The sequence below is a fragment of the Enterobacter sp. CP102 genome, from assembly GCF_025152625.1.
Taxonomy (GTDB): domain Bacteria; phylum Pseudomonadota; class Gammaproteobacteria; order Enterobacterales; family Enterobacteriaceae; genus Enterobacter; species Enterobacter soli.
In genome coordinates this window covers 4,719,035-4,739,071 of sequence record NZ_CP104014.1, presented here as the reverse complement: position 1 = coordinate 4,739,071, position 20,037 = coordinate 4,719,035, and the positions used below count along the sequence as shown (strand labels likewise).

Genomic DNA, 20,037 nt, shown 5'->3' with positions numbered 1-20,037 from the left:
GACGACACTACAGGACATCTTAGATATGAACATGAAAAAACTGGCTACCCTGGTTTCTGCTGTGGCGCTGAGCGCAACCGTAAGTGCTAACGCAATGGCGAAAGACACCATCGCGCTGGTTATCTCCACGCTGAACAACCCGTTCTTCGTCTCTCTGAAGGATGGCGCGCAGAAAGAAGCAGACAAGCTGGGCTACAACCTGGTGGTACTGGATTCCCAGAACAACCCGGCGAAAGAACTGGCTAACGTTCAGGACTTAACCGTTCGCGGCACCAAAATCCTGCTGATCAACCCAACCGATTCCGATGCTGTGGGTAACGCCGTGAAAATGGCAAACCAGGCGAAAATCCCGGTGATTACCCTGGACCGTCAGGCATCTAAAGGTGATGTCGTCAGCCACATTGCGTCTGACAACGTTCTGGGCGGCAAAATCGCCGGTGATTACATCGCGAAGAAAGCCGGTGAAGGCGCGAAAGTTATCGAATTGCAGGGTATCGCCGGTACCTCCGCAGCCCGTGAACGTGGCGAAGGCTTCCAGCAGGCTGTTGCAGCACACAAATTTAACGTTCTGGCCAGCCAGCCTGCCGACTTCGACCGTACTAAAGGTCTGAACGTCATGCAGAACCTGCTGACCGCACATCCTGATGTACAGGCCGTATTCGCACAGAACGACGAAATGGCACTGGGTGCACTGCGTGCTCTGCAAACTGCCGGTAAGTCTGATGTGATGGTTGTCGGGTTTGACGGTACTCCGGATGGTGAAAAAGCCGTAAATGATGGCAAACTGGCTGCGACCATCGCTCAGCTGCCTGAGCAGATTGGCGCAACAGGTGTTCAGACTGCTGATAAAGTGCTGAAGGGCGAAAAGGTTCAGGCAAAATATCCAGTTGACCTGAAACTGGTCATCAAGCAGTAATATGCGATTCAGGCCGTCACTGGCGGCCTGATGGACAAAATACAAAGAAAAGTGTGGCATACGCCACCGGTTAATCCCGGTGGCGCTCTCAGATGGACACCTCATACATGAAAACCGCTGGCAACCTCGTTGTTCTTGGCAGTATCAATGCCGATCACATTCTTAACCTTGAAACTTTCCCGACACCTGGCGAAACCGTCACCGGTAACCAGTACCAGGTGGCATTTGGCGGCAAAGGCGCAAACCAGGCGGTTGCTGCCGGGCGCAGCGGCGCACAGATTGCGTTTATTGCCTGTACGGGTGATGACGACACGGGTGAACGCGTACGTAAACAGCTGGCAAGCGATAACATCGACATTGCGCCAGTAAGCGTGGTGGCCGGGGAATCGACCGGCGTAGCGCTGATTTTCGTTAATGCGGAAGGTGAGAATGTCATCGGTATTCATGCAGGGGCTAACGCGGCGCTGACAACCGAACGCGTTGAAGCGCAGCGCGACATTATTGCCAGTGCAGAAGCATTATTAATGCAGCTGGAGTCTCCGGTGGAAAGCGTACTGGCTGCGGCCAAAATTGCGCATGAAAATCATACCACTGTCGTACTTAATCCGGCGCCTGCCCGTGTATTATCTGATGAGCTCCTGGCGCTGGTGGACATCATCACCCCTAACGAAACCGAAGCCGAAAAGCTGACCGGTATTCGTGTGGAAAATGACGACGATGCGGCGCGTGCGGCGAAAGCGCTGCACGACAAAGGTATTGCCAACGTTATCATTACTCTCGGTAGCCGCGGTGTGTGGGCCAGTGTCAATGGCGAAGGCCGTCGCGTGCCGGGCTTTAAGGTGAAGGCGATTGATACCATTGCGGCCGGAGACACCTTTAACGGTGCGCTGGTGACGGCCTTGCTGGAAGGTAAAGCGCTGGATGAGGCTATTCGTTTTGCTCATGCTGCTGCGGCTATCGCGGTCACCCGTAAAGGTGCACAGCCTTCCGTTCCGTGGCGTAAAGAGATCGATGAATTCTTAAGTCAGCAGGGGTAACGCTTGGCCACAATGAAAGATGTCGCCCGCATGGCGGGCGTTTCTACTTCTACTGTCTCCCACGTTATCAATAACGATCGCTTTGTCAGTGAGGCGATTCGGGAAAAAGTCGAAGCCGCAGTAAAAGACCTCAACTATGCACCGTCGGCGCTGGCTCGTAGTCTGAAGCTCAACCAGACCCGCACCATCGGGATGCTTATTACCGCCAGTACCAACCCTTTCTATTCTGAACTTGTGCGTGGCGTCGAACGCAGCTGCTTTGAGCGTGGCTACAGCCTGGTGTTGTGTAATACCGAAGGCGACGAGCAACGCATGAACCGTAACCTTGAAACGCTGATGCAAAAACGCGTCGACGGGTTACTGCTGCTGTGTACCGAAACGCATCAGCCCTCGAAAGAGATTATTCAGCGCTATCCTTCTATTCCTACGGTGATGATGGACTGGGCACCGTTCGATGGCACCAGCGACCTGATTCAGGATAACTCGTTGCTGGGTGGCGACATGGCAACGCAATACCTGATCGATAAAGGCTACACCAGTATCGCCTGCATCACGGGGCCACTGGATAAAACGCCGGCCCGACTCCGTCTTGAAGGATATCTTTCCGCGATGGCGCGGGCAGGGCTTTCCATTCCTGAGGGATATTGCATTACCGGTGATTTTGAGTTTAACGGCGGTTTAGAGGCCATGCAAAAGCTGCTGGCACAAGCGCAACGTCCGCAGGCGGTATTTATTGGTAACGATGCTATGGCATTTGGCGCTTATCAGGCGTTGTATCAGGCAGGGCTGAGTATTCCAGGCGATATGGCCGTGATTGGCTACGATGATATCGAACTGGCGCGCTACATGACGCCGCCGCTCACCACTATCCACCAACCCAAAGATGAACTGGGCGAGCTGGCCATTGATGTGCTGATCCATCGTATGGCACAGCCCGCGCTGCAACAGCAACGTTTGCAGCTTACTCCTGTTCTGATGGAACGGGGTTCGGTTTAGCCTTTGGTTTGTGGCGCTCTTTAATCAGGTTTCGGCCATCTTTCGGTTTTAGCAACATAAAGACCAGTGCAGAGACAACGGTAAGCGCACCCATCGTGATAAAGGTGTAATGGAATTGCTCGACGGTGTTTGCGCTGTCGAATCCTTCATAGAACCGCAGTACCGCCGCACTCACGGCGACCCCCAGGCTAATCGACAACTGTTGAGTGACCGCCAGCACGCTATTCCCGCTGCTGGCGTTCTCATCCGTCAGGTCTGCCAGTGTGATGGTATTCATCGAGGTGAACTGCGTAGACATTGCCATGCCCAGAACAAACAGTGGCAGGATCAGCATCCAGACCGGTAATGCTGCGGATTGCAGCGAGAACTGTGCAATCATCAGGCCGATAAACACGGTCACACCAACCAGCGTCTTACGATAACCGCACCAGCGCAGCACCTGCGTTACGGTCGATTTCGCCAGAATCGACCCCATCGCCGTGGGGGCCATCATGCAGCCGGCAATCAACGCCGGGTAACCAAAACCGACCTGCAACATCAGCGGCATCAGAAAGGGAACGCAACCTGTACCCAGCCGTGAGGCAATGTTTCCGGCAACACCCACTGAAAACGTTCGTGTATTAAAGAGAGACAACGAGATAAGCGGCGTCGGGTGACGGCGTGCATGACGTATATAAAGAAGCAAAAGCAGAATGCCGCTGAGAATAATGGATACCGCTATCCACGTTGCCACAATCTTCTCGCCAAATAACTCCATCCCGCTGGAGAACAGCACCAGGCTCAGGCCAAACAGGAAAAAGCCCCCCATATCAAAGCTGCGTTTGGGGGTGGTGAAGTTCGGCATATATTTGCGGGCATAGAGAAGCCCTGCGATACCAATCGGAATGTTAATCAGGAAAATCCAGTGCCAGCTTGCCCAGGTCACAAGCACGCCGCCCAGCACAGGGCCCAGGATCGGGCCAACCAGCCCAGGCATGGTAACGAAGTTAAGCACGGGAAGCAGTTCGCTGCGCGGATAGGCTCGTAATAACGCCAGACGCGCCACGGGCATCATCATCGCCCCGCCAACCCCCTGAAGTACGCGAAAGATAACCAGCTGCGTTAAGGATGTAGAAAGCGCACAAGCCAGGGAGCCGAGGGTAAACAGGGTCACGGCCAGCATAAAGACTTTGCGGGTGCCGAAGCGATCTGCCAGCCAGCCGCTCACCGGGATAAGCATCGCCACCGTCAGGGTATAACTGATAATGGCAGACTGCATCGCCAGCGGGGAGCGGTTAAGACTGTGGGCAATCGCCGGGAGAGCGGTATTAAGGATGGTGGCATCCAGTGCCTGCATAAAGAACGCCATGGCTGCAATCCACGGCAATCCGGCCATGCTGCGTGCTTTTTTCTCGGTCATTTATTTTCCTGCTGGTGGTTTGGTGCTGCCAGCAATGCCTGACACGCACTCAGGGCGCGTTGCCCGTCACTGTCCTGAATCGCATCAACAATGGCCTGATGCAGATCCAGCTTCACCACTTCATCCTGGGTAATAGAGGTAAAGTAGGTGTGATATACCGAATGGAACAGAGAAGCAAACGAGGTCAGGAACGGATTGCCGCTCATATAATAGATGTGCTCGTGCCAGGCCATGTCCACTTCAACCCAGCGTTCGCGATTGAAGTGCTTCTTCAGGAAGACCATCTCTTCCATTAAGGTATTCAGCTCCGCTTTTTGTTCTGCACTACCGAGCGTGGCGGCAAGCAGGCAGGCCTGTGGTTCAAGACTGCTGCGCATCACCAGGAAATGATCGACAACCTGATGGAAGTTATCTTCCGTCATCCACCAGGAGAGCAGCTCCTGGTCGAGGAAATTCCAGTTGCTCTGCGGCATAACGCGAGTCCCTATGCGTGGGCGCGGCAGCACCATCCCTTTTGCCGTTAATGTTTTCACCGCTTCGCGAACGGCTGTACGGCTTACCCCAAATTGCTCACCCAGTTCCATTTCGCCTGGCAGGATACAACCAGGGGCATATTTACCCGCTAAGATCAGCTGAGCCAGCTTTTCTGCCAGCACATACGATAAGTTTTTTTGTGCTGCCAGCTGTTGTGCGCTTAAGGGCATCGCTCTTATTCCTTATTTGTTCATGCTGGTAAGTATGCCATCTGGAGTGTGATTGTGGTTGCAAATACATCAAATAGAACAATTTGTAGCTTGATAACGTAGGTTTTGGTGAAAAAAAATACGGTCAGAAACTTTTTTTAAATTTCCTCTTGTCACTTCAGAATAACTCCCTATAATGCGCCTCCACTGACACGGAACAACGGCTTACAAGCCGCCGGGTTAGCGGGGTTCAGAGATGAACGCCAGCAGAGAAAAGCGAAAATAAACGCTTGACTCTGAAAGAGGAAAGCGTAATATACGCCACCTCGCAACGGTGAGCTGAAAGCCACGTTGCAACTGCTCTTTAACAATTTATCAGACAATCTGTGTGGGCACTCAAAGTGACATGGATTCTTAACGTCCTCGGACGATAAATGAATACCAAGTCTCAACGAGTGAACACGTAATTCATTACGAAGTTTAATTCATTGAGCATCAAACTTTTAAATTGAAGAGTTTGATCATGGCTCAGATTGAACGCTGGCGGCAGGCCTAACACATGCAAGTCGAGCGGTAGCACAGGAGAGCTTGCTCTCTGGGTGACGAGCGGCGGACGGGTGAGTAATGTCTGGGAAACTGCCTGATGGAGGGGGATAACTACTGGAAACGGTAGCTAATACCGCATAATGTCGCAAGACCAAAGAGGGGGACCTTCGGGCCTCTTGCCATCAGATGTGCCCAGATGGGATTAGCTAGTAGGTGGGGTAACGGCTCACCTAGGCGACGATCCCTAGCTGGTCTGAGAGGATGACCAGCCACACTGGAACTGAGACACGGTCCAGACTCCTACGGGAGGCAGCAGTGGGGAATATTGCACAATGGGCGCAAGCCTGATGCAGCCATGCCGCGTGTATGAAGAAGGCCTTCGGGTTGTAAAGTACTTTCAGCGAGGAGGAAGGTGTTGAGGTTAATAACCTCAGCAATTGACGTTACTCGCAGAAGAAGCACCGGCTAACTCCGTGCCAGCAGCCGCGGTAATACGGAGGGTGCAAGCGTTAATCGGAATTACTGGGCGTAAAGCGCACGCAGGCGGTCTGTCAAGTCGGATGTGAAATCCCCGGGCTCAACCTGGGAACTGCATTCGAAACTGGCAGGCTAGAGTCTTGTAGAGGGGGGTAGAATTCCAGGTGTAGCGGTGAAATGCGTAGAGATCTGGAGGAATACCGGTGGCGAAGGCGGCCCCCTGGACAAAGACTGACGCTCAGGTGCGAAAGCGTGGGGAGCAAACAGGATTAGATACCCTGGTAGTCCACGCCGTAAACGATGTCGATTTGGAGGTTGTTCCCTTGAGGAGTGGCTTCCGGAGCTAACGCGTTAAATCGACCGCCTGGGGAGTACGGCCGCAAGGTTAAAACTCAAATGAATTGACGGGGGCCCGCACAAGCGGTGGAGCATGTGGTTTAATTCGATGCAACGCGAAGAACCTTACCTACTCTTGACATCCAGAGAACTTTCCAGAGATGGATTGGTGCCTTCGGGAACTCTGAGACAGGTGCTGCATGGCTGTCGTCAGCTCGTGTTGTGAAATGTTGGGTTAAGTCCCGCAACGAGCGCAACCCTTATCCTTTGTTGCCAGCGGTCCGGCCGGGAACTCAAAGGAGACTGCCAGTGATAAACTGGAGGAAGGTGGGGATGACGTCAAGTCATCATGGCCCTTACGAGTAGGGCTACACACGTGCTACAATGGCATATACAAAGAGAAGCGACCTCGCGAGAGCAAGCGGACCTCATAAAGTATGTCGTAGTCCGGATTGGAGTCTGCAACTCGACTCCATGAAGTCGGAATCGCTAGTAATCGTAGATCAGAATGCTACGGTGAATACGTTCCCGGGCCTTGTACACACCGCCCGTCACACCATGGGAGTGGGTTGCAAAAGAAGTAGGTAGCTTAACCTTCGGGAGGGCGCTTACCACTTTGTGATTCATGACTGGGGTGAAGTCGTAACAAGGTAACCGTAGGGGAACCTGCGGTTGGATCACCTCCTTACCTTAAAGAACCTGCCTTTGTAGTGCTCACACAGATTGTCTGATGAAAAGTAAATAGCAAGGCGTCTTGCCGAAGCAGACTTCAGTGTCCCCTTCGTCTAGAGGCCCAGGACACCGCCCTTTCACGGCGGTAACAGGGGTTCGAATCCCCTAGGGGACGCCACTTGCTGGTTTGTGAGTGAAAGTCACCTGCCGATATATCTCAAAACTGACTCAGTGAGTCACGTTTGAGATATTTGCTCTTTAAAAATCTGGATCAAGCTGAAAATTGAAACGACACATCTTAAATGGTGTGTTCGAGTCTCTCAAATTTTCGCAATTTGATGATGAATCGAAAGAAACATCTTCGGGTTGTGAGGTTAAGCGACTAAGCGTACACGGTGGATGCCCTGGCAGTCAGAGGCGATGAAGGACGTGCTAATCTGCGAAAAGCGCCGGCGAGGTGATATGAACCTTTGACCCGGCGATGTCCGAATGGGGAAACCCAGTGTGTTCCGACACACTATCGTTAACTGAATACATAGGTTAACGAGGCGAACCGGGGGAACTGAAACATCTAAGTACCCCGAGGAAAAGAAATCAACCGAGATTCCCCCAGTAGCGGCGAGCGAACGGGGAGCAGCCCAGAGTCTGAATCAGCTTGTGTGTTAGTGGAACGGTCTGGAAAGTCCGGCGATACAGGGTGATAGCCCCGTACACGAAAGCACACTTGCTGTGAACTCGAAGAGTAGGGCGGGACACGTGGTATCCTGTCTGAATATGGGGGGACCATCCTCCAAGGCTAAATACTCCTGACTGACCGATAGTGAACCAGTACCGTGAGGGAAAGGCGAAAAGAACCCCGGCGAGGGGAGTGAAAAAGAACCTGAAACCGTGTACGTACAAGCAGTGGGAGCACCTTCGTGGTGTGACTGCGTACCTTTTGTATAATGGGTCAGCGACTTATATTCTGTAGCAAGGTTAACCGTATAGGGGAGCCGAAGGGAAACCGAGTCTTAACTGGGCGTTAAGTTGCAGGGTATAGACCCGAAACCCGGTGATCTAGCCATGGGCAGGTTGAAGGTTGGGTAACACTAACTGGAGGACCGAACCGACTAATGTTGAAAAATTAGCGGATGACTTGTGGCTGGGGGTGAAAGGCCAATCAAACCGGGAGATAGCTGGTTCTCCCCGAAAGCTATTTAGGTAGCGCCTCGTGAACTCATCTTCGGGGGTAGAGCACTGTTTCGGCTAGGGGGCCATCCCGGCTTACCAACCCGATGCAAACTACGAATACCGAAGAATGTTATCACGGGAGACACACGGCGGGTGCTAACGTCCGTCGTGAAGAGGGAAACAACCCAGACCGCCAGCTAAGGTCCCAAAGTCATGGTTAAGTGGGAAACGATGTGGGAAGGCACAGACAGCCAGGATGTTGGCTTAGAAGCAGCCATCATTTAAAGAAAGCGTAATAGCTCACTGGTCGAGTCGGCCTGCGCGGAAGATGTAACGGGGCTAAACCATGCACCGAAGCTGCGGCAGCGACACTATGTGTTGTTGGGTAGGGGAGCGTTCTGTAAGCCGTTGAAGGTGGCCTGTGAGGGTTGCTGGAGGTATCAGAAGTGCGAATGCTGACATAAGTAACGATAATGCGGGTGAAAAGCCCGCACGCCGGAAGACCAAGGGTTCCTGTCCAACGTTAATCGGGGCAGGGTGAGTCGACCCCTAAGGCGAGGCCGAAAGGCGTAGTCGATGGGAAACAGGTTAATATTCCTGTACTTGGTGTTACTGCGAAGGGGGGACGGAGAAGGCTATGTTAGCCGGGCGACGGTTGTCCCGGTTTAAGCATGTAGGCGGAGAGTTTAGGTAAATCCGGACTCTTTTTAACGCTGAGGTGTGATGACGAGGCACTACGGTGCTGAAGTAACAAATGCCCTGCTTCCAGGAAAAGCCTCTAAGCATCAGGTAACATCAAATCGTACCCCAAACCGACACAGGTGGTCAGGTAGAGAATACCAAGGCGCTTGAGAGAACTCGGGTGAAGGAACTAGGCAAAATGGTGCCGTAACTTCGGGAGAAGGCACGCTGATATGTAGGTGAAGCCCCTGCGGGTGGAGCTGAAATCAGTCGAAGATACCAGCTGGCTGCAACTGTTTATTAAAAACACAGCACTGTGCAAACACGAAAGTGGACGTATACGGTGTGACGCCTGCCCGGTGCCGGAAGGTTAATTGATGGGGTTAGCGGCAACGCGAAGCTCTTGATCGAAGCCCCGGTAAACGGCGGCCGTAACTATAACGGTCCTAAGGTAGCGAAATTCCTTGTCGGGTAAGTTCCGACCTGCACGAATGGCGTAATGATGGCCAGGCTGTCTCCACCCGAGACTCAGTGAAATTGAACTCGCTGTGAAGATGCAGTGTACCCGCGGCAAGACGGAAAGACCCCGTGAACCTTTACTATAGCTTGACACTGAACACTGGTCCTTGATGTGTAGGATAGGTGGGAGGCTTTGAAGTGTGGACGCCAGTCTGCATGGAGCCATCCTTGAAATACCACCCTTTAATGGCTGGTGTTCTAACGTAGACCCGTAATCCGGGTTGCGGACAGTGTCTGGTGGGTAGTTTGACTGGGGCGGTCTCCTCCCAAAGAGTAACGGAGGAGCACGAAGGTTAGCTAATCCTGGTCGGACATCAGGAGGTTAGTGCAATGGCATAAGCTAGCTTGACTGCGAGAGTGACGGCTCGAGCAGGTGCGAAAGCAGGTCATAGTGATCCGGTGGTTCTGAATGGAAGGGCCATCGCTCAACGGATAAAAGGTACTCCGGGGATAACAGGCTGATACCGCCCAAGAGTTCATATCGACGGCGGTGTTTGGCACCTCGATGTCGGCTCATCACATCCTGGGGCTGAAGTAGGTCCCAAGGGTACGGCTGTTCGCCGTTTAAAGTGGTACGCGAGCTGGGTTTAGAACGTCGTGAGACAGTTCGGTCCCTATCTGCCGTGGGCGCTGGAGAATTGAGGGGGGCTGCTCCTAGTACGAGAGGACCGGAGTGGACGCATCACTGGTGTTCGGGTTGTCATGCCAATGGCATTGCCCGGTAGCTAAATGCGGAAAAGATAAGTGCTGAAAGCATCTAAGCACGAAACTTGCCCCGAGATGAGTTCTCCCTGACCCTTTAAGGGTCCTGAAGGAACGTTGAAGACGACGACGTTGATAGGTCGGGTGTGTAAGCGTAGCGATACGTTGAGCTAACCGATACTAATGAACCGTGAGGCTTAACCTTACAACGCCGAAGCTGTTTCGGCGGACGAGAGACAGAAGATTTTCAGCTTTGATACAGATTTAACAGAATTTGCCTGGCGGCTTTAGCGCGGTGGTCCCACCTGACCCCATGCCGAACTCAGAAGTGAAACGCCGTAGCGCCGATGGTAGTGTGGGGTCTCCCCATGTGAGAGTAGGGAACTGCCAGGCATCAAATAAGTAGAGAGGCCATCCGAAAGGATGGCCTTTTTGCGTTTACGAACCACCGTTTTTTGCAGGCCGGGTAAGGCAAAGCCGCCACCCGGCAAGTCAGACCGCACTCCACGTCACAATAAACTCTGCAATTCCATCCACATCATTCAAATCCAGCACCGGTACAGGCAGCTCTAACCCGATATCGCTGGCCACTGCAATAACATGTTCATCCAGCGTTAATTCAGCGATATCGTGCCCAGCATCGCGTCTGAAAAGCAGTATTTTCGGCACGGCTTCACGCTTAAATCCTTCTACCAGGACCAAATCCAGCAACGAATGATCCATCCGACCGACCAGATAAGCGAGATCCAGCGGTGCTTCATCAGGCGTTTCTGTCATTAGTGCCCAGCGCTGGCTACTGGCCACCATCGTCTGCGCAGCACCTGCTTTGCGAAGTTCGTAGCTGTCTTTGCCGGGTTTATCGACGTCCATATTGTGATGAGTATGTTTGATTAACCCCGGGCGGATCCCTTTGCCGCAAAGAGCGGGTATCAGTTTTTTCAGGAGCGTGGTTTTACCTGTTCCACTCCAGGCTGAAATGGCTAAAACCGGTGTCATTCTTTCACCTGCATCATCTGAAGATCTTCCGTTGTGTTCACATTAATAAACGCCGACTTTAGATCGCTAAAATCAACGGAATGCCCGCCAGACTGGCGCATAAATACCATCACCCGCCGTTCTCCTGCAGCAAGATATGTTTGCAAATCAGGGACTAACTTTTTGTTAATTAATGCAATTGTCGGGTGATCCCGTTCACCATCATGCACCCAGACAACGGGGGATTCACCTCGTTGTCGCGCCAGACGCTCAACCAGGCAAGACGGAATAAAAGGCGTATCGCACGAGCAAAAGAGAAACCACTCCCCCTGGGATTGCTGCATCACCGAGAGCATTCCCGCCAAAGGGCCCGGGTAATCCGCAAGGTTATCCTGATAGACGGTAAACCCACTGCGCTGATAAATATCAATATTGCGGTTAGCGCTAATGGCGATTGATGCCACCTGGTCTGACAGGGTATCGGCGACATGTTTCCATAAGGGCTTTCCATTTAGCGCCTCAAGCCCCTTATCTTTCCCCTCCATGCGCGTTGCTCTTCCACCTGCCAGAACGACTCCGGTAATTTCCTGATGTCGATTCACGAATATCGCCTCTTTTATTGTGGGATTGACCCTGCTAACGTGTCTTTCTAAATGAAAGGAGCACCACCATGAAATGTAAACGTCTGAATGAAGTTATTGAACTCCTCCAGCCGGCCTGGCAAAAAGAGCCAGAGCTGAATCTGATGCAATTTTTGCAGAAACTGGCGAAAGAGTCAGGTTATGACGGTGAATTGACGGACCTTTCTGATGACATCCTGATCTATCACCTTAAAATGCGCGACTCCGCAAAAGATGCTGTTATTCCGGGTATTCAGAAAGATTATGAGGAAGATTTTAAAACCGCATTACTGCGCGCACGTGGCGTAATTAAAGAGTAAAAGCTTGTAAGCGGCGACTCCGAAATCGCCACAAGATGATATCCTGAATCATTCGTATAATTTCCGGATGATCGGATGAACGACCAGGCTTTTACTTTCCAGACATTGCACCCGGACACCATTATGGATGCCCTCTTTGAGCAGGGTATTCGGGTGGATTCCGGGTTAACTCCCTTAAATAGCTACGAAAACCGCGTCTATCAATTTCAGGATGAGGATCGGCAGCGTTTTGTCGTTAAATTCTATCGTCCTGAGCGCTGGTCCGCGGAACAAATTCAGGAAGAACATCAGTTTGCCCACGATCTGCTGGAGGACGATGTCCCTGTTGCCGCACCGCTGAAATTCAATAACCAGACATTGCTCACCCACCAGGGCTTCTACTTTGCTGTATTTCCCAGCCTGGGCGGCCGCCAGTTCGAAGCCGATAATATCGATCAAATGGAATGGGTGGCGCGTTATCTTGGGCGAATCCATCAGACTGGCCGTAAAAAACCGTTTATTGCGCGCCCGACAATGAGCATTCAGGAATATCTTCTGGAGCCACGTCAGGTATTCGAATCGTCAGCGCTTATTCCGGTAATGCTGAAAGATAATTTTCTCGTTGCGACGGATAAACTTATCGATGCGGTGACGTCATGCTGGCGCGACGATATTCCAGTGCTTCGTCTGCATGGGGATTGCCATGCCGGTAATATTCTCTGGCGTGATGGCCCACTGTTTGTTGACCTGGACGATGCCCGAATGGGGCCTGCCGTTCAGGATCTGTGGATGCTGCTCAATGGAGACAAAGCCGAGCAGCGTATGCAGCTTGAAACCATCATTGAAGCTTATGAAGAGTTTAGCCCCTTTAATTCAGACGAAATTGCCCTGATTGAACCTTTACGTGCGATGCGTTTTGTTTATTATCTCGCATGGTTAATCAGGCGTTGGGATGACCCCGCATTTCCCCGAAATTTCCCGTGGCTTACCGGGGAGGATTACTGGCGCAACCAGATATCCACATTTACCGAGCAGGTTAAGGTTCTTCAGGAACCCCCTCTGCAATTAACGCCGATGTATTAATTGGACACACCCAGGAGAAAGTTGATCATGAAAAAAATTTGGCTGGCGCTGGCAGGTATGATTCTGGCATTTAGCGCTTCTGCTGCTCAGTTTACCGACGGCAAGCAGTTCATCACACTCGAGAAGCCAGTAGCGGGTGAGCCACAGGTTCTGGAGTTCTTCTCGTTCTATTGCCCACACTGCTACGAGTTCGAGCAGGTGCTGCATGTTTCCGACAACGTGAAGAAAAAGCTGCCAGAAGGCACCAAAATGACCAAGTACCACGTTGAGTTCCTGGGCCCACTGGGCAAAGACCTGACTCAGGCGTGGGCAGTTGCCATTGCTCTGGGTGTGGAAGACAAGATCTCCTCCCCAATGTTTGAAGCCGTACAGAAAACCCAGACTGTGCAAACCACTGCCGATATCCGTAAGGTATTCGTTGATGCGGGTGTGAAGGGCGAAGATTATGACGCAGCCTGGAACAGCTTCGTGGTGAAATCACTGGTTGCTCAGCAAGAGAAAGCCGCAGCCGACCTGCAATTGCAGGGTGTTCCGGCGATGTATGTTAACGGCAAATACCAGCTGAACATGCAGGGCATGGATACCAGCAGCATGGATATCTTCGTACAACAGTATGCAGATACCGTGAAATACCTGGTTGAGAAGAAGTAAGAAAAAAAACGCCGGTCACTGACCGGCGTTTTTGTATGAAGATTTTATGTTGTTTATCTGCTCGTCTTTATCTTTCCAGAGTGTATTGAGCCAAAGCTGGAAACGACGTTTGAAATTCTTATCGTTAACGTAATCACCATGCAGCTCTGCATCCACAGGCACCAGATCGACTCGCACAACGATTCGCGTCAGCTTGCCGCTGAGCATATCGTAGAATGGCGTCTTATCGTTTTCCGGGTAGCATAAGGTGACGTTAAGCAGCTTATCGAACTGTTCCCCTAATACGTTAAGCGCCATCGCAATACCTGCGGCCTTCGGTGGTAATAAGTTCTGATAAGGTGATCGCGTTTGCTGGCGTTTATCTTCTGTAAAACGCGAGCCTTCAACAAAGTTAACGATGGTCGTCGGATGTGCCCGAAACTTTTCGCATGAGCGACGCGTGGTTTCGACATCTTTACCGCGGCGTTCAGGATGACGGATCAGATAGCTGCGCGAATAGCGCTTCATAAACGGCATATCCAGCGCCCAGCAGGCCAGACCAATAAAAGGCACCCAGGCTAGCTGCTGTTTCAGGAAGTATTTGTTCATCGGGATATGTTTGCGGAACAACACGCATAAAACCACGATATCTGCCCAGCTATGGTGATTGCAGATCAGCAAATACCAGTTCTTTTTGTTCAGTCTGTCCAGGCCTTCGACATCCCACTTCAGACGCGGGTTCAGGTAGAGCAGTATGGCCAAACCTTCGCACCAGCAGTACATCATGACATTACAAAATGCAGAAACCGCTCGCCAGACTGCGGGAACAGGCAACAGCAGTTTAATTATTCCGGCGACAATAATCGGCACAGAACAGGCGATGGTAACCAGAATAGTTAAAATGATGCTTAACAGTAATGTTATCGCAGCGAGTAATCTCAACATAATGAGCTTTTTCAGATAGTTAGCTGTAAGGTGCGGCCGGTTTCCGGCGCTGGGCGCTGATTTTACCAGAAAACAGACAGAATAATGGCGCTTTCATACCGCGAGCCTGAGGCTTTTACTCAACAGCAGACGATTCCACTATGATGGTGGGAATAGCAAGGCTTATATCCACATGGAGTAAATTGTCATCAGTTGACGAAAGAGATCCCGGATCAATAATCAACTAACTGATATTAAATATAAAAATAGAATGCTGTATATAATTTTTATGGCTGTTATTCATATGAAGCAAAAATATACACAAACTTATCCACAGATTGAAATTTGCGAGCGATCCTCACGATCGCAAAATCTTTTTCTGTAATCGGCGCTAAAAACTGATGTTTTCATCCTTCTGTGGCATCCTTTACCCATAAATTGATTAAAGGCACGGACATTATGGTTCAGATCCCAGAAAACCCTCTTATTCTCGTCGACGGCTCTTCTTACCTGTATCGGGCGTATCATGCGTTTCCTCCTCTGACCAATAGCGCAGGAGAGCCTACCGGCGCGATGTATGGCGTGTTAAACATGCTGCGCAGCCTGATCCTTCAGTATCAACCGACCCATGCGGCCGTTGTTTTTGATGCGAAGGGCAAAACCTTCCGTGATGAATTATTCGAAAACTACAAGTCTCATCGTCCGCCAATGCCTGACGATCTGCGCGCACAGATAGAGCCGCTGCACACAATGGTGAAAGCGATGGGTCTGCCGCTGCTGGCGGTGTCCGGGGTAGAGGCTGATGACGTTATCGGCACGCTGGCGCGTGAAGCCGAAAAACTGGGCCGTCCTGTGCTTATCAGTACCGGCGATAAAGATATGGCGCAGCTGGTGACTCCAGGCATCACCCTGATTAACACCATGACGAACACCATTCTGGGGCCAGAAGAAGTTGTCTCCAAATACGGTGTGCCGCCAGAGTTGATCATCGATTTCCTCGCCTTAATGGGCGACTCCTCCGATAACATTCCGGGCGTACCGGGTGTGGGTGAAAAGACGGCTCAGGCGTTGTTACAAGGGCTTGGCGGGCTGGACACGCTTTACGGCGAATCAGATAAAATCGCGAGCCTGACATTCCGCGGCGCGAAGACGATGGCAGCTAAGCTTGAGCAAAATAAAGATCTGGCTTACCTCTCTTATAAACTGGCAACCATCAAAACGGACGTTGAGCTGGAGCTGGGTTGCGAGCAACTTGAAGTGCAGCAACCGTCAGCGGACGATCTGCTCAGTCTGTTTAAAAAATACGAATTCAAACGCTGGACGACAGATGTAGAAGCAGGTAAATGGATGCAGGCGAAGGGTGCTAAACCTGCGGCTAAACCAAAAGAAACCATCGAGGTTGAGGTTGAAGTGGAAGAAGAGCAGGTGAGCGCCCTGTCTTCTGAACACTATGAAACCCTGCTTGAAGAAGCACAGTTAATTGCGTGGATTGAAAAGCTGAAGAAGGCACCGGTCTTCGCGTTCGATACTGAGACGGACAGCCTCGACAACATCTCGGCCAATATGGTTGGTCTCTCGTTTGCAACGGAGCCGGGTCTGGCGGCATATGTCCCTGTGGCGCATGACTACCTGGACGCGCCGGATCAAATTCCTCGCGAGCGTGTGCTGGAATTGCTCAAACCTCTCCTTGAAGACGACAAAGTCCTTAAGGTGGGACAAAACCTCAAATATGACCGTGGCATCCTGCAAAACTACGGTATCGAGTTGCGCGGTATCGCCTTCGACACCATGCTGGAATCCTACATTCTGGATAGCGTTGCAGGCCGTCATGATATGGACTCCTTGTCCGATCGCTGGCTGAAGCACAAAACCATTACCTTTGAAGAGATTGCCGGGAAGGGTAAAAACCAGCTGACCTTCAACCAGATTGCGCTGGAAGAGGCGGGTCGCTATGCGGCAGAAGATGCCGACGTAACGCTGCAACTGCATCTGAAGATGTGGCCAAAGCTCCAGAAGAACGAAGGCCCGCTGAACGTATTCCAGCATATCGAAATGCCGCTGGTGCCGGTGTTGTCCCGTATTGAACGCAACGGCGTGAAAATTGACCCAACGGTGCTGCATAACCACTCGGGTGAGCTGGCGCAACGTCTGACCGAGCTTGAGCAAAAAGCGCATGAGCTGGCCGGTGAGGCGTTTAACCTGTCATCGCCTAAACAGCTGCAAACGATCCTGTTTGAAAAACAGGGCATCAAGCCATTGAAGAAAACCCCAGGCGGCGCACCATCGACCTCTGAAGAGGTGCTGGAAGAGCTGGCGCTGGATTATCCACTGCCAAAAGTTATCCTCGAGTATCGCGGTCTGGCGAAGCTTAAATCGACCTACACCGATAAGCTGCCGTTGATGATTAACCCGAAAACGGGGCGTGTGCATACCTCTTATCATCAGGCGGTTGCTGCAACCGGGCGACTGTCATCGACCGATCCAAACCTGCAAAACATCCCAGTTCGTAATGAAGAGGGGCGTCGTATTCGCCAGGCGTTTATCGCCCCGGATGATTACCTGATTGTCTCTGCGGACTACTCGCAAATTGAACTGCGTATTATGGCGCATCTGTCGCGTGACAAAGGTTTGCTGACCGCGTTTGCCGAAGGGAAGGATATTCACCGCGCTACCGCCGCAGAGGTGTTTGGCCTGCCGCTGGAAAGCGTGACCAACGAGCAGCGCCGTAGTGCAAAAGCGATCAACTTCGGTCTGATTTATGGCATGAGCGCATTCGGGCTTTCACGTCAGCTCAACATTCCGCGTAAAGAGTCGCAGAAGTATATGGATCTCTACTTCGAGCGTTACCCGGGTGTGCTGGACTATATGGAGCGTACCCGCGCCCAGGCGAAAGAGAAAGGCTACGTTGAAACGCTGGAAGGCCGTCGTCTTTATCTGCCTGATATAAAATCCAGCAATGCAGCCCGCCGTGCCGGCGCAGAGCGTGCAGCGATCAACGCCCCGATGCAAGGTACAGCGGCTGACATCATTAAACGGGCAATGATTGCTGTTGATGCCTGGCTGGAACATGAGAAACCGCGTGTGCGTATGATCATGCAGGTGCACGATGAACTGGTGTTCGAAGTGCATAAAGATGACCTTGCCGCAGTCTCGAAAAAGATCCACGAACTGATGGAAAGCAGCATGAAACTGGATGTGCCATTGCTGGTGGAAGTGGGGAGTGGGGAAAACTGGGATCAAGCTCACTAAGGGTCAGGCGAATAACGTGCCTTTTATGTAACTTAGCAACATAACCAGGTGCGTTTTGTGATGATCATTAGAATTCCCTATGTAAAGAATGAAAAAAAACTACGAAAAGTGCTTTTTCGATCGATAAAAAAAGAGTAGAGTTAACGACGTAGGGTACAGAGGTAAGATGTTCTATCTTTCAGACCTTTTACTTCACGTAATCGGATTTGGCTGAATATTTTAGCCGCCCCAGTCAGTAATGACTGGGGCGTTTTTTATTGCGCCAAAGAAAATTATGGGCAAAAAAAAGCGCGGACATTGCCGCGCGCTTTATTACTCTTCTTCCGCTTCTGTCGCGGGCTCCAGCTCGTTGAACCAGCTATCAAGCTTCTGACGCAGTTTGTCGACACCCTGCTTTTTCAGCGAGGAGAATGGCTCAACCTGCACATCGCCATTAAACGCCAGCACCGCTTCGCGAACCATGTTCACCTGCGCTTTACGTGCCCCGCTCGCCAGTTTGTCGGCTTTCGTCAACAGGACGAGTACCGCAATATCACTCGCCACTGCCCAGTCGATCATTTGCTGATCGAGGTCTTTCAGTGGATGGCGAATATCCATCAGAACCACAAGACCTTTCAGGCACTGGCGTTTTTCGAGGTATTCACCCAGCGCGCGTTGCCATTTGATCTTCATCTCTTCCGGCACTTGCGCGTAACCATAGCCTGGCAAGTCGACCAGACGTTTGCCGTCTGCCACTTCAAACAGGTTAATCAACTGAGTACGGCCAGGCGTTTTTGACGTACGCGCCAGGCTTTTCTGATTGGTCAGCGCATTCAGGGCGCTGGATTTCCCCGCATTGGAGCGGCCAGCAAATGCCACTTCAATCCCTGTATCAGAAGGCAAGTGGCGAATATCAGGCGCACTGGTGACAAAATGCGTCTGTTGGTAGTTCCAGGTAGTCACGTGGTCGTCTCCAAAAATCGTAATCTGTGGGGGATTATACCTGAATGCGGGCAAAAGGCTTTTCTCATCGTGATAACCCTGTAGGCCATAACCGCAGCAGGTGTAGGAAATCCGCCATAGATGCTATGGGAGATCTCAGAGAAATCGCAGGTGTTAAAAAACACAAACTATTTAAAATCATAAAGTTAAATATGGGTAATTTTCTTAAAATCCACTTTTGTACCTTTCTGTTGCTTGTTAGTTTAATAGAACAAGGTAAAGTGTGCGGCAAGGCGAGGATGCCAACAGGATAACGACTTAAGGATAAGGGTCAGGAGCGCCAGGAGGCGAAGACTCAGGATTGTCAGGATGACGAGCGCCTGGAGGCGTTTAAAACAGGAAAGGGAACCGTACACGGACGGTATCAGCCAAAGGATAAAACAGGGTTTGTTGTTGGCAAACATGGAATGTCTGACCCGTTAAGGGTTGTGAGTCAGGAAAAAAGGCGACAGATTGCTCTGTCGCCTTTTTTCTTTGCTTGCTTTCTGCTAGATTTCGCCGCAATTCTATACTGATGAAAACGGCTTAAAGACAATACACCATGAAAAAACCGACCTCCGCAGCAGGCGCTAAACGTCCTGCAAAAGCACGCCGTAAAACGCGCGAAGAACTGAACCAGGAAGCGCGCGATCGCAAACGCGATAAAAAGCATCGTGGTCACGCTGCGGGCAGCCGTGCGAGCGGTAGCGGTGCATCGTCTTCTTCTGCGAAAAACACGCAGCAGAAAGATCCGCGTATCGGCAGTAAAACTCCCATTCAACTGGGCGTGACAGACACCCCGGTCACTAAGCAGCACAAACCAAAGAGCGAGAAACCTATGCTTTCACCGCAGGCTGAGCTGGATTTGCTGGAGAACGATGAGCGCCTGGACGCGCTGCTGGAACGTCTTGAAGAGGGAGAAGCCTTAACCGCTGAAGAGCAATCGTGGGTTGATGCCAAACTGGATCGTATCGATGAGCTGATGCAGAAACTTGGTCTGTCTTACGACGATGAAGATGACGAAGAAGAAGAAGAGAAGCAGGAAGATATGATGCGTCTTCTGAAGGGTGGAAACTAACATTTGCACCCGGCAGGTACGATAGTCCTGCTTATAACCCTTCCGGTTATATGTTATCTGGTGTGGTTATTCGTTAAACTACGGC

General features: G+C 51.4%; 14 protein-coding genes, 1 tRNA gene and 3 rRNA genes. 12 read left to right on the top strand and 6 right to left on the bottom strand.

Annotated features, from left to right (window positions below; genetic code table 11):
• Positions 1–25 precede the first annotated feature (25 nt).
• The 3 genes from rbsB to rbsR all read left to right on the top strand — a co-directional run bounded on the left by rbsB (position 26) and on the right by rbsR (position 2,949).
• Positions 26–916 (top strand): ribose ABC transporter substrate-binding protein RbsB, encoded by an 891-nt coding sequence (gene rbsB / locus N1249_RS22375; protein WP_182273219.1) that lies wholly within the window; start codon positions 26–28, stop codon positions 914–916.
• A 107-nt stretch (positions 917–1,023) separates the two neighbouring features.
• Entirely contained in the window at positions 1,024–1,953 is a 930-nt protein-coding gene (rbsK, locus tag N1249_RS22370; RefSeq protein ID WP_259838249.1) for a ribokinase, read from the top strand.
• 3 nt (positions 1,954–1,956) lie between these two features.
• Positions 1,957–2,949, top strand: coding sequence for a ribose operon transcriptional repressor RbsR (gene rbsR, locus N1249_RS22365; protein WP_259833524.1), 993 nt, complete (start codon positions 1,957–1,959; stop codon positions 2,947–2,949).
• On the opposite strand, the gene mdtD is transcribed toward rbsR, so the two are convergent.
• Complete coding sequence (gene mdtD / locus N1249_RS22360; RefSeq protein WP_014072422.1) at positions 2,915–4,348, bottom strand: multidrug transporter subunit MdtD; 1,434 nt, start codon at positions 4,346–4,348, stop codon at positions 2,915–2,917. The genes rbsR and mdtD overlap by 35 nt on opposite strands.
• A complete protein-coding gene (locus N1249_RS22355) occupies positions 4,345–5,052 on the bottom strand; it encodes a FadR/GntR family transcriptional regulator (RefSeq protein WP_259833521.1) in 708 nt (235 codons plus the stop codon). The genes mdtD and N1249_RS22355 overlap by 4 nt, the downstream gene beginning before the upstream one ends.
• Before the next feature lie 484 nt (positions 5,053–5,536).
• Here N1249_RS22355 and N1249_RS22350 point away from each other — a divergent pair.
• From N1249_RS22350 to rrf, 4 genes are all read left to right on the top strand, one after another.
• Positions 5,537–7,078 (top strand): 16S ribosomal RNA (locus N1249_RS22350).
• Between the two features lie 86 nt (positions 7,079–7,164).
• Positions 7,165–7,240, top strand: a tRNA-Glu gene (locus tag N1249_RS22345).
• A gap of 194 nt (positions 7,241–7,434) precedes the next feature.
• A 23S ribosomal RNA gene (locus N1249_RS22340) occupies positions 7,435–10,339 on the top strand.
• 72 nt (positions 10,340–10,411) lie between these two features.
• Positions 10,412–10,527, top strand: a 5S ribosomal RNA gene (rrf, locus tag N1249_RS22335).
• Together the 16S, 23S and 5S rRNA genes with 1 tRNA gene alongside form the textbook arrangement of a ribosomal RNA operon.
• A gap of 99 nt (positions 10,528–10,626) precedes the next feature.
• On the opposite strand, the gene mobB is transcribed toward rrf, so the two are convergent.
• A complete protein-coding gene (gene mobB, locus N1249_RS22330; protein WP_259833518.1) occupies positions 10,627–11,130 on the bottom strand; it encodes a molybdopterin-guanine dinucleotide biosynthesis protein MobB in 504 nt (167 codons plus the stop codon).
• Positions 11,127–11,711: a molybdenum cofactor guanylyltransferase MobA gene (gene mobA, locus N1249_RS22325; protein ID WP_259833515.1), complete on the bottom strand. Its 585-nt coding sequence runs from the start codon at positions 11,709–11,711 to the stop codon at positions 11,127–11,129. The genes mobB and mobA overlap by 4 nt, the downstream gene beginning before the upstream one ends.
• Before the next feature lie 68 nt (positions 11,712–11,779).
• Between mobA and N1249_RS22320 the strand changes: the two genes are divergently transcribed.
• The 3 genes from N1249_RS22320 to dsbA all read left to right on the top strand — a co-directional run bounded on the left by N1249_RS22320 (position 11,780) and on the right by dsbA (position 13,762).
• Positions 11,780–12,049, top strand: coding sequence for a YihD family protein (locus tag N1249_RS22320; RefSeq protein WP_014072418.1), 270 nt, complete (start codon positions 11,780–11,782; stop codon positions 12,047–12,049).
• Between the two features lie 75 nt (positions 12,050–12,124).
• Positions 12,125–13,111 (top strand): serine/threonine protein kinase, encoded by a 987-nt coding sequence (locus N1249_RS22315; RefSeq protein ID WP_259833512.1) that lies wholly within the window; start codon positions 12,125–12,127, stop codon positions 13,109–13,111.
• Between the two features lie 27 nt (positions 13,112–13,138).
• Positions 13,139–13,762, top strand: coding sequence for a thiol:disulfide interchange protein DsbA (dsbA, locus tag N1249_RS22310; protein ID WP_014072416.1), 624 nt, complete (start codon positions 13,139–13,141; stop codon positions 13,760–13,762).
• 15 nt (positions 13,763–13,777) lie between these two features.
• Here the strand turns inward: dsbA and N1249_RS22305 are convergent, their stop codons facing one another.
• The gene (locus N1249_RS22305; RefSeq protein ID WP_259833507.1) at positions 13,778–14,686 is read right to left on the bottom strand and encodes an acyltransferase; all 909 of its coding nucleotides are present in this window, start codon (positions 14,684–14,686) and stop codon (positions 13,778–13,780) included.
• Between the two features lie 438 nt (positions 14,687–15,124).
• Here N1249_RS22305 and polA point away from each other — a divergent pair, with 438 nt between their 5' ends.
• A complete protein-coding gene (gene polA / locus N1249_RS22300; RefSeq protein ID WP_259833505.1) occupies positions 15,125–17,914 on the top strand; it encodes a DNA polymerase I in 2,790 nt (929 codons plus the stop codon).
• A gap of 312 nt (positions 17,915–18,226) precedes the next feature.
• Here the strand turns inward: polA and yihA are convergent, their stop codons facing one another.
• Positions 18,227–18,856, bottom strand: coding sequence for a ribosome biogenesis GTP-binding protein YihA/YsxC (gene yihA / locus N1249_RS22295; protein ID WP_259833503.1), 630 nt, complete (start codon positions 18,854–18,856; stop codon positions 18,227–18,229).
• 580 nt (positions 18,857–19,436) lie between these two features.
• On the opposite strand from yihA, the gene yihI reads away from it, so the two are divergent.
• Entirely contained in the window at positions 19,437–19,952 is a 516-nt protein-coding gene (gene yihI / locus N1249_RS22290; protein ID WP_259833499.1) for a Der GTPase-activating protein YihI, read from the top strand.
• Positions 19,953–20,037 lie beyond the last annotated feature (85 nt).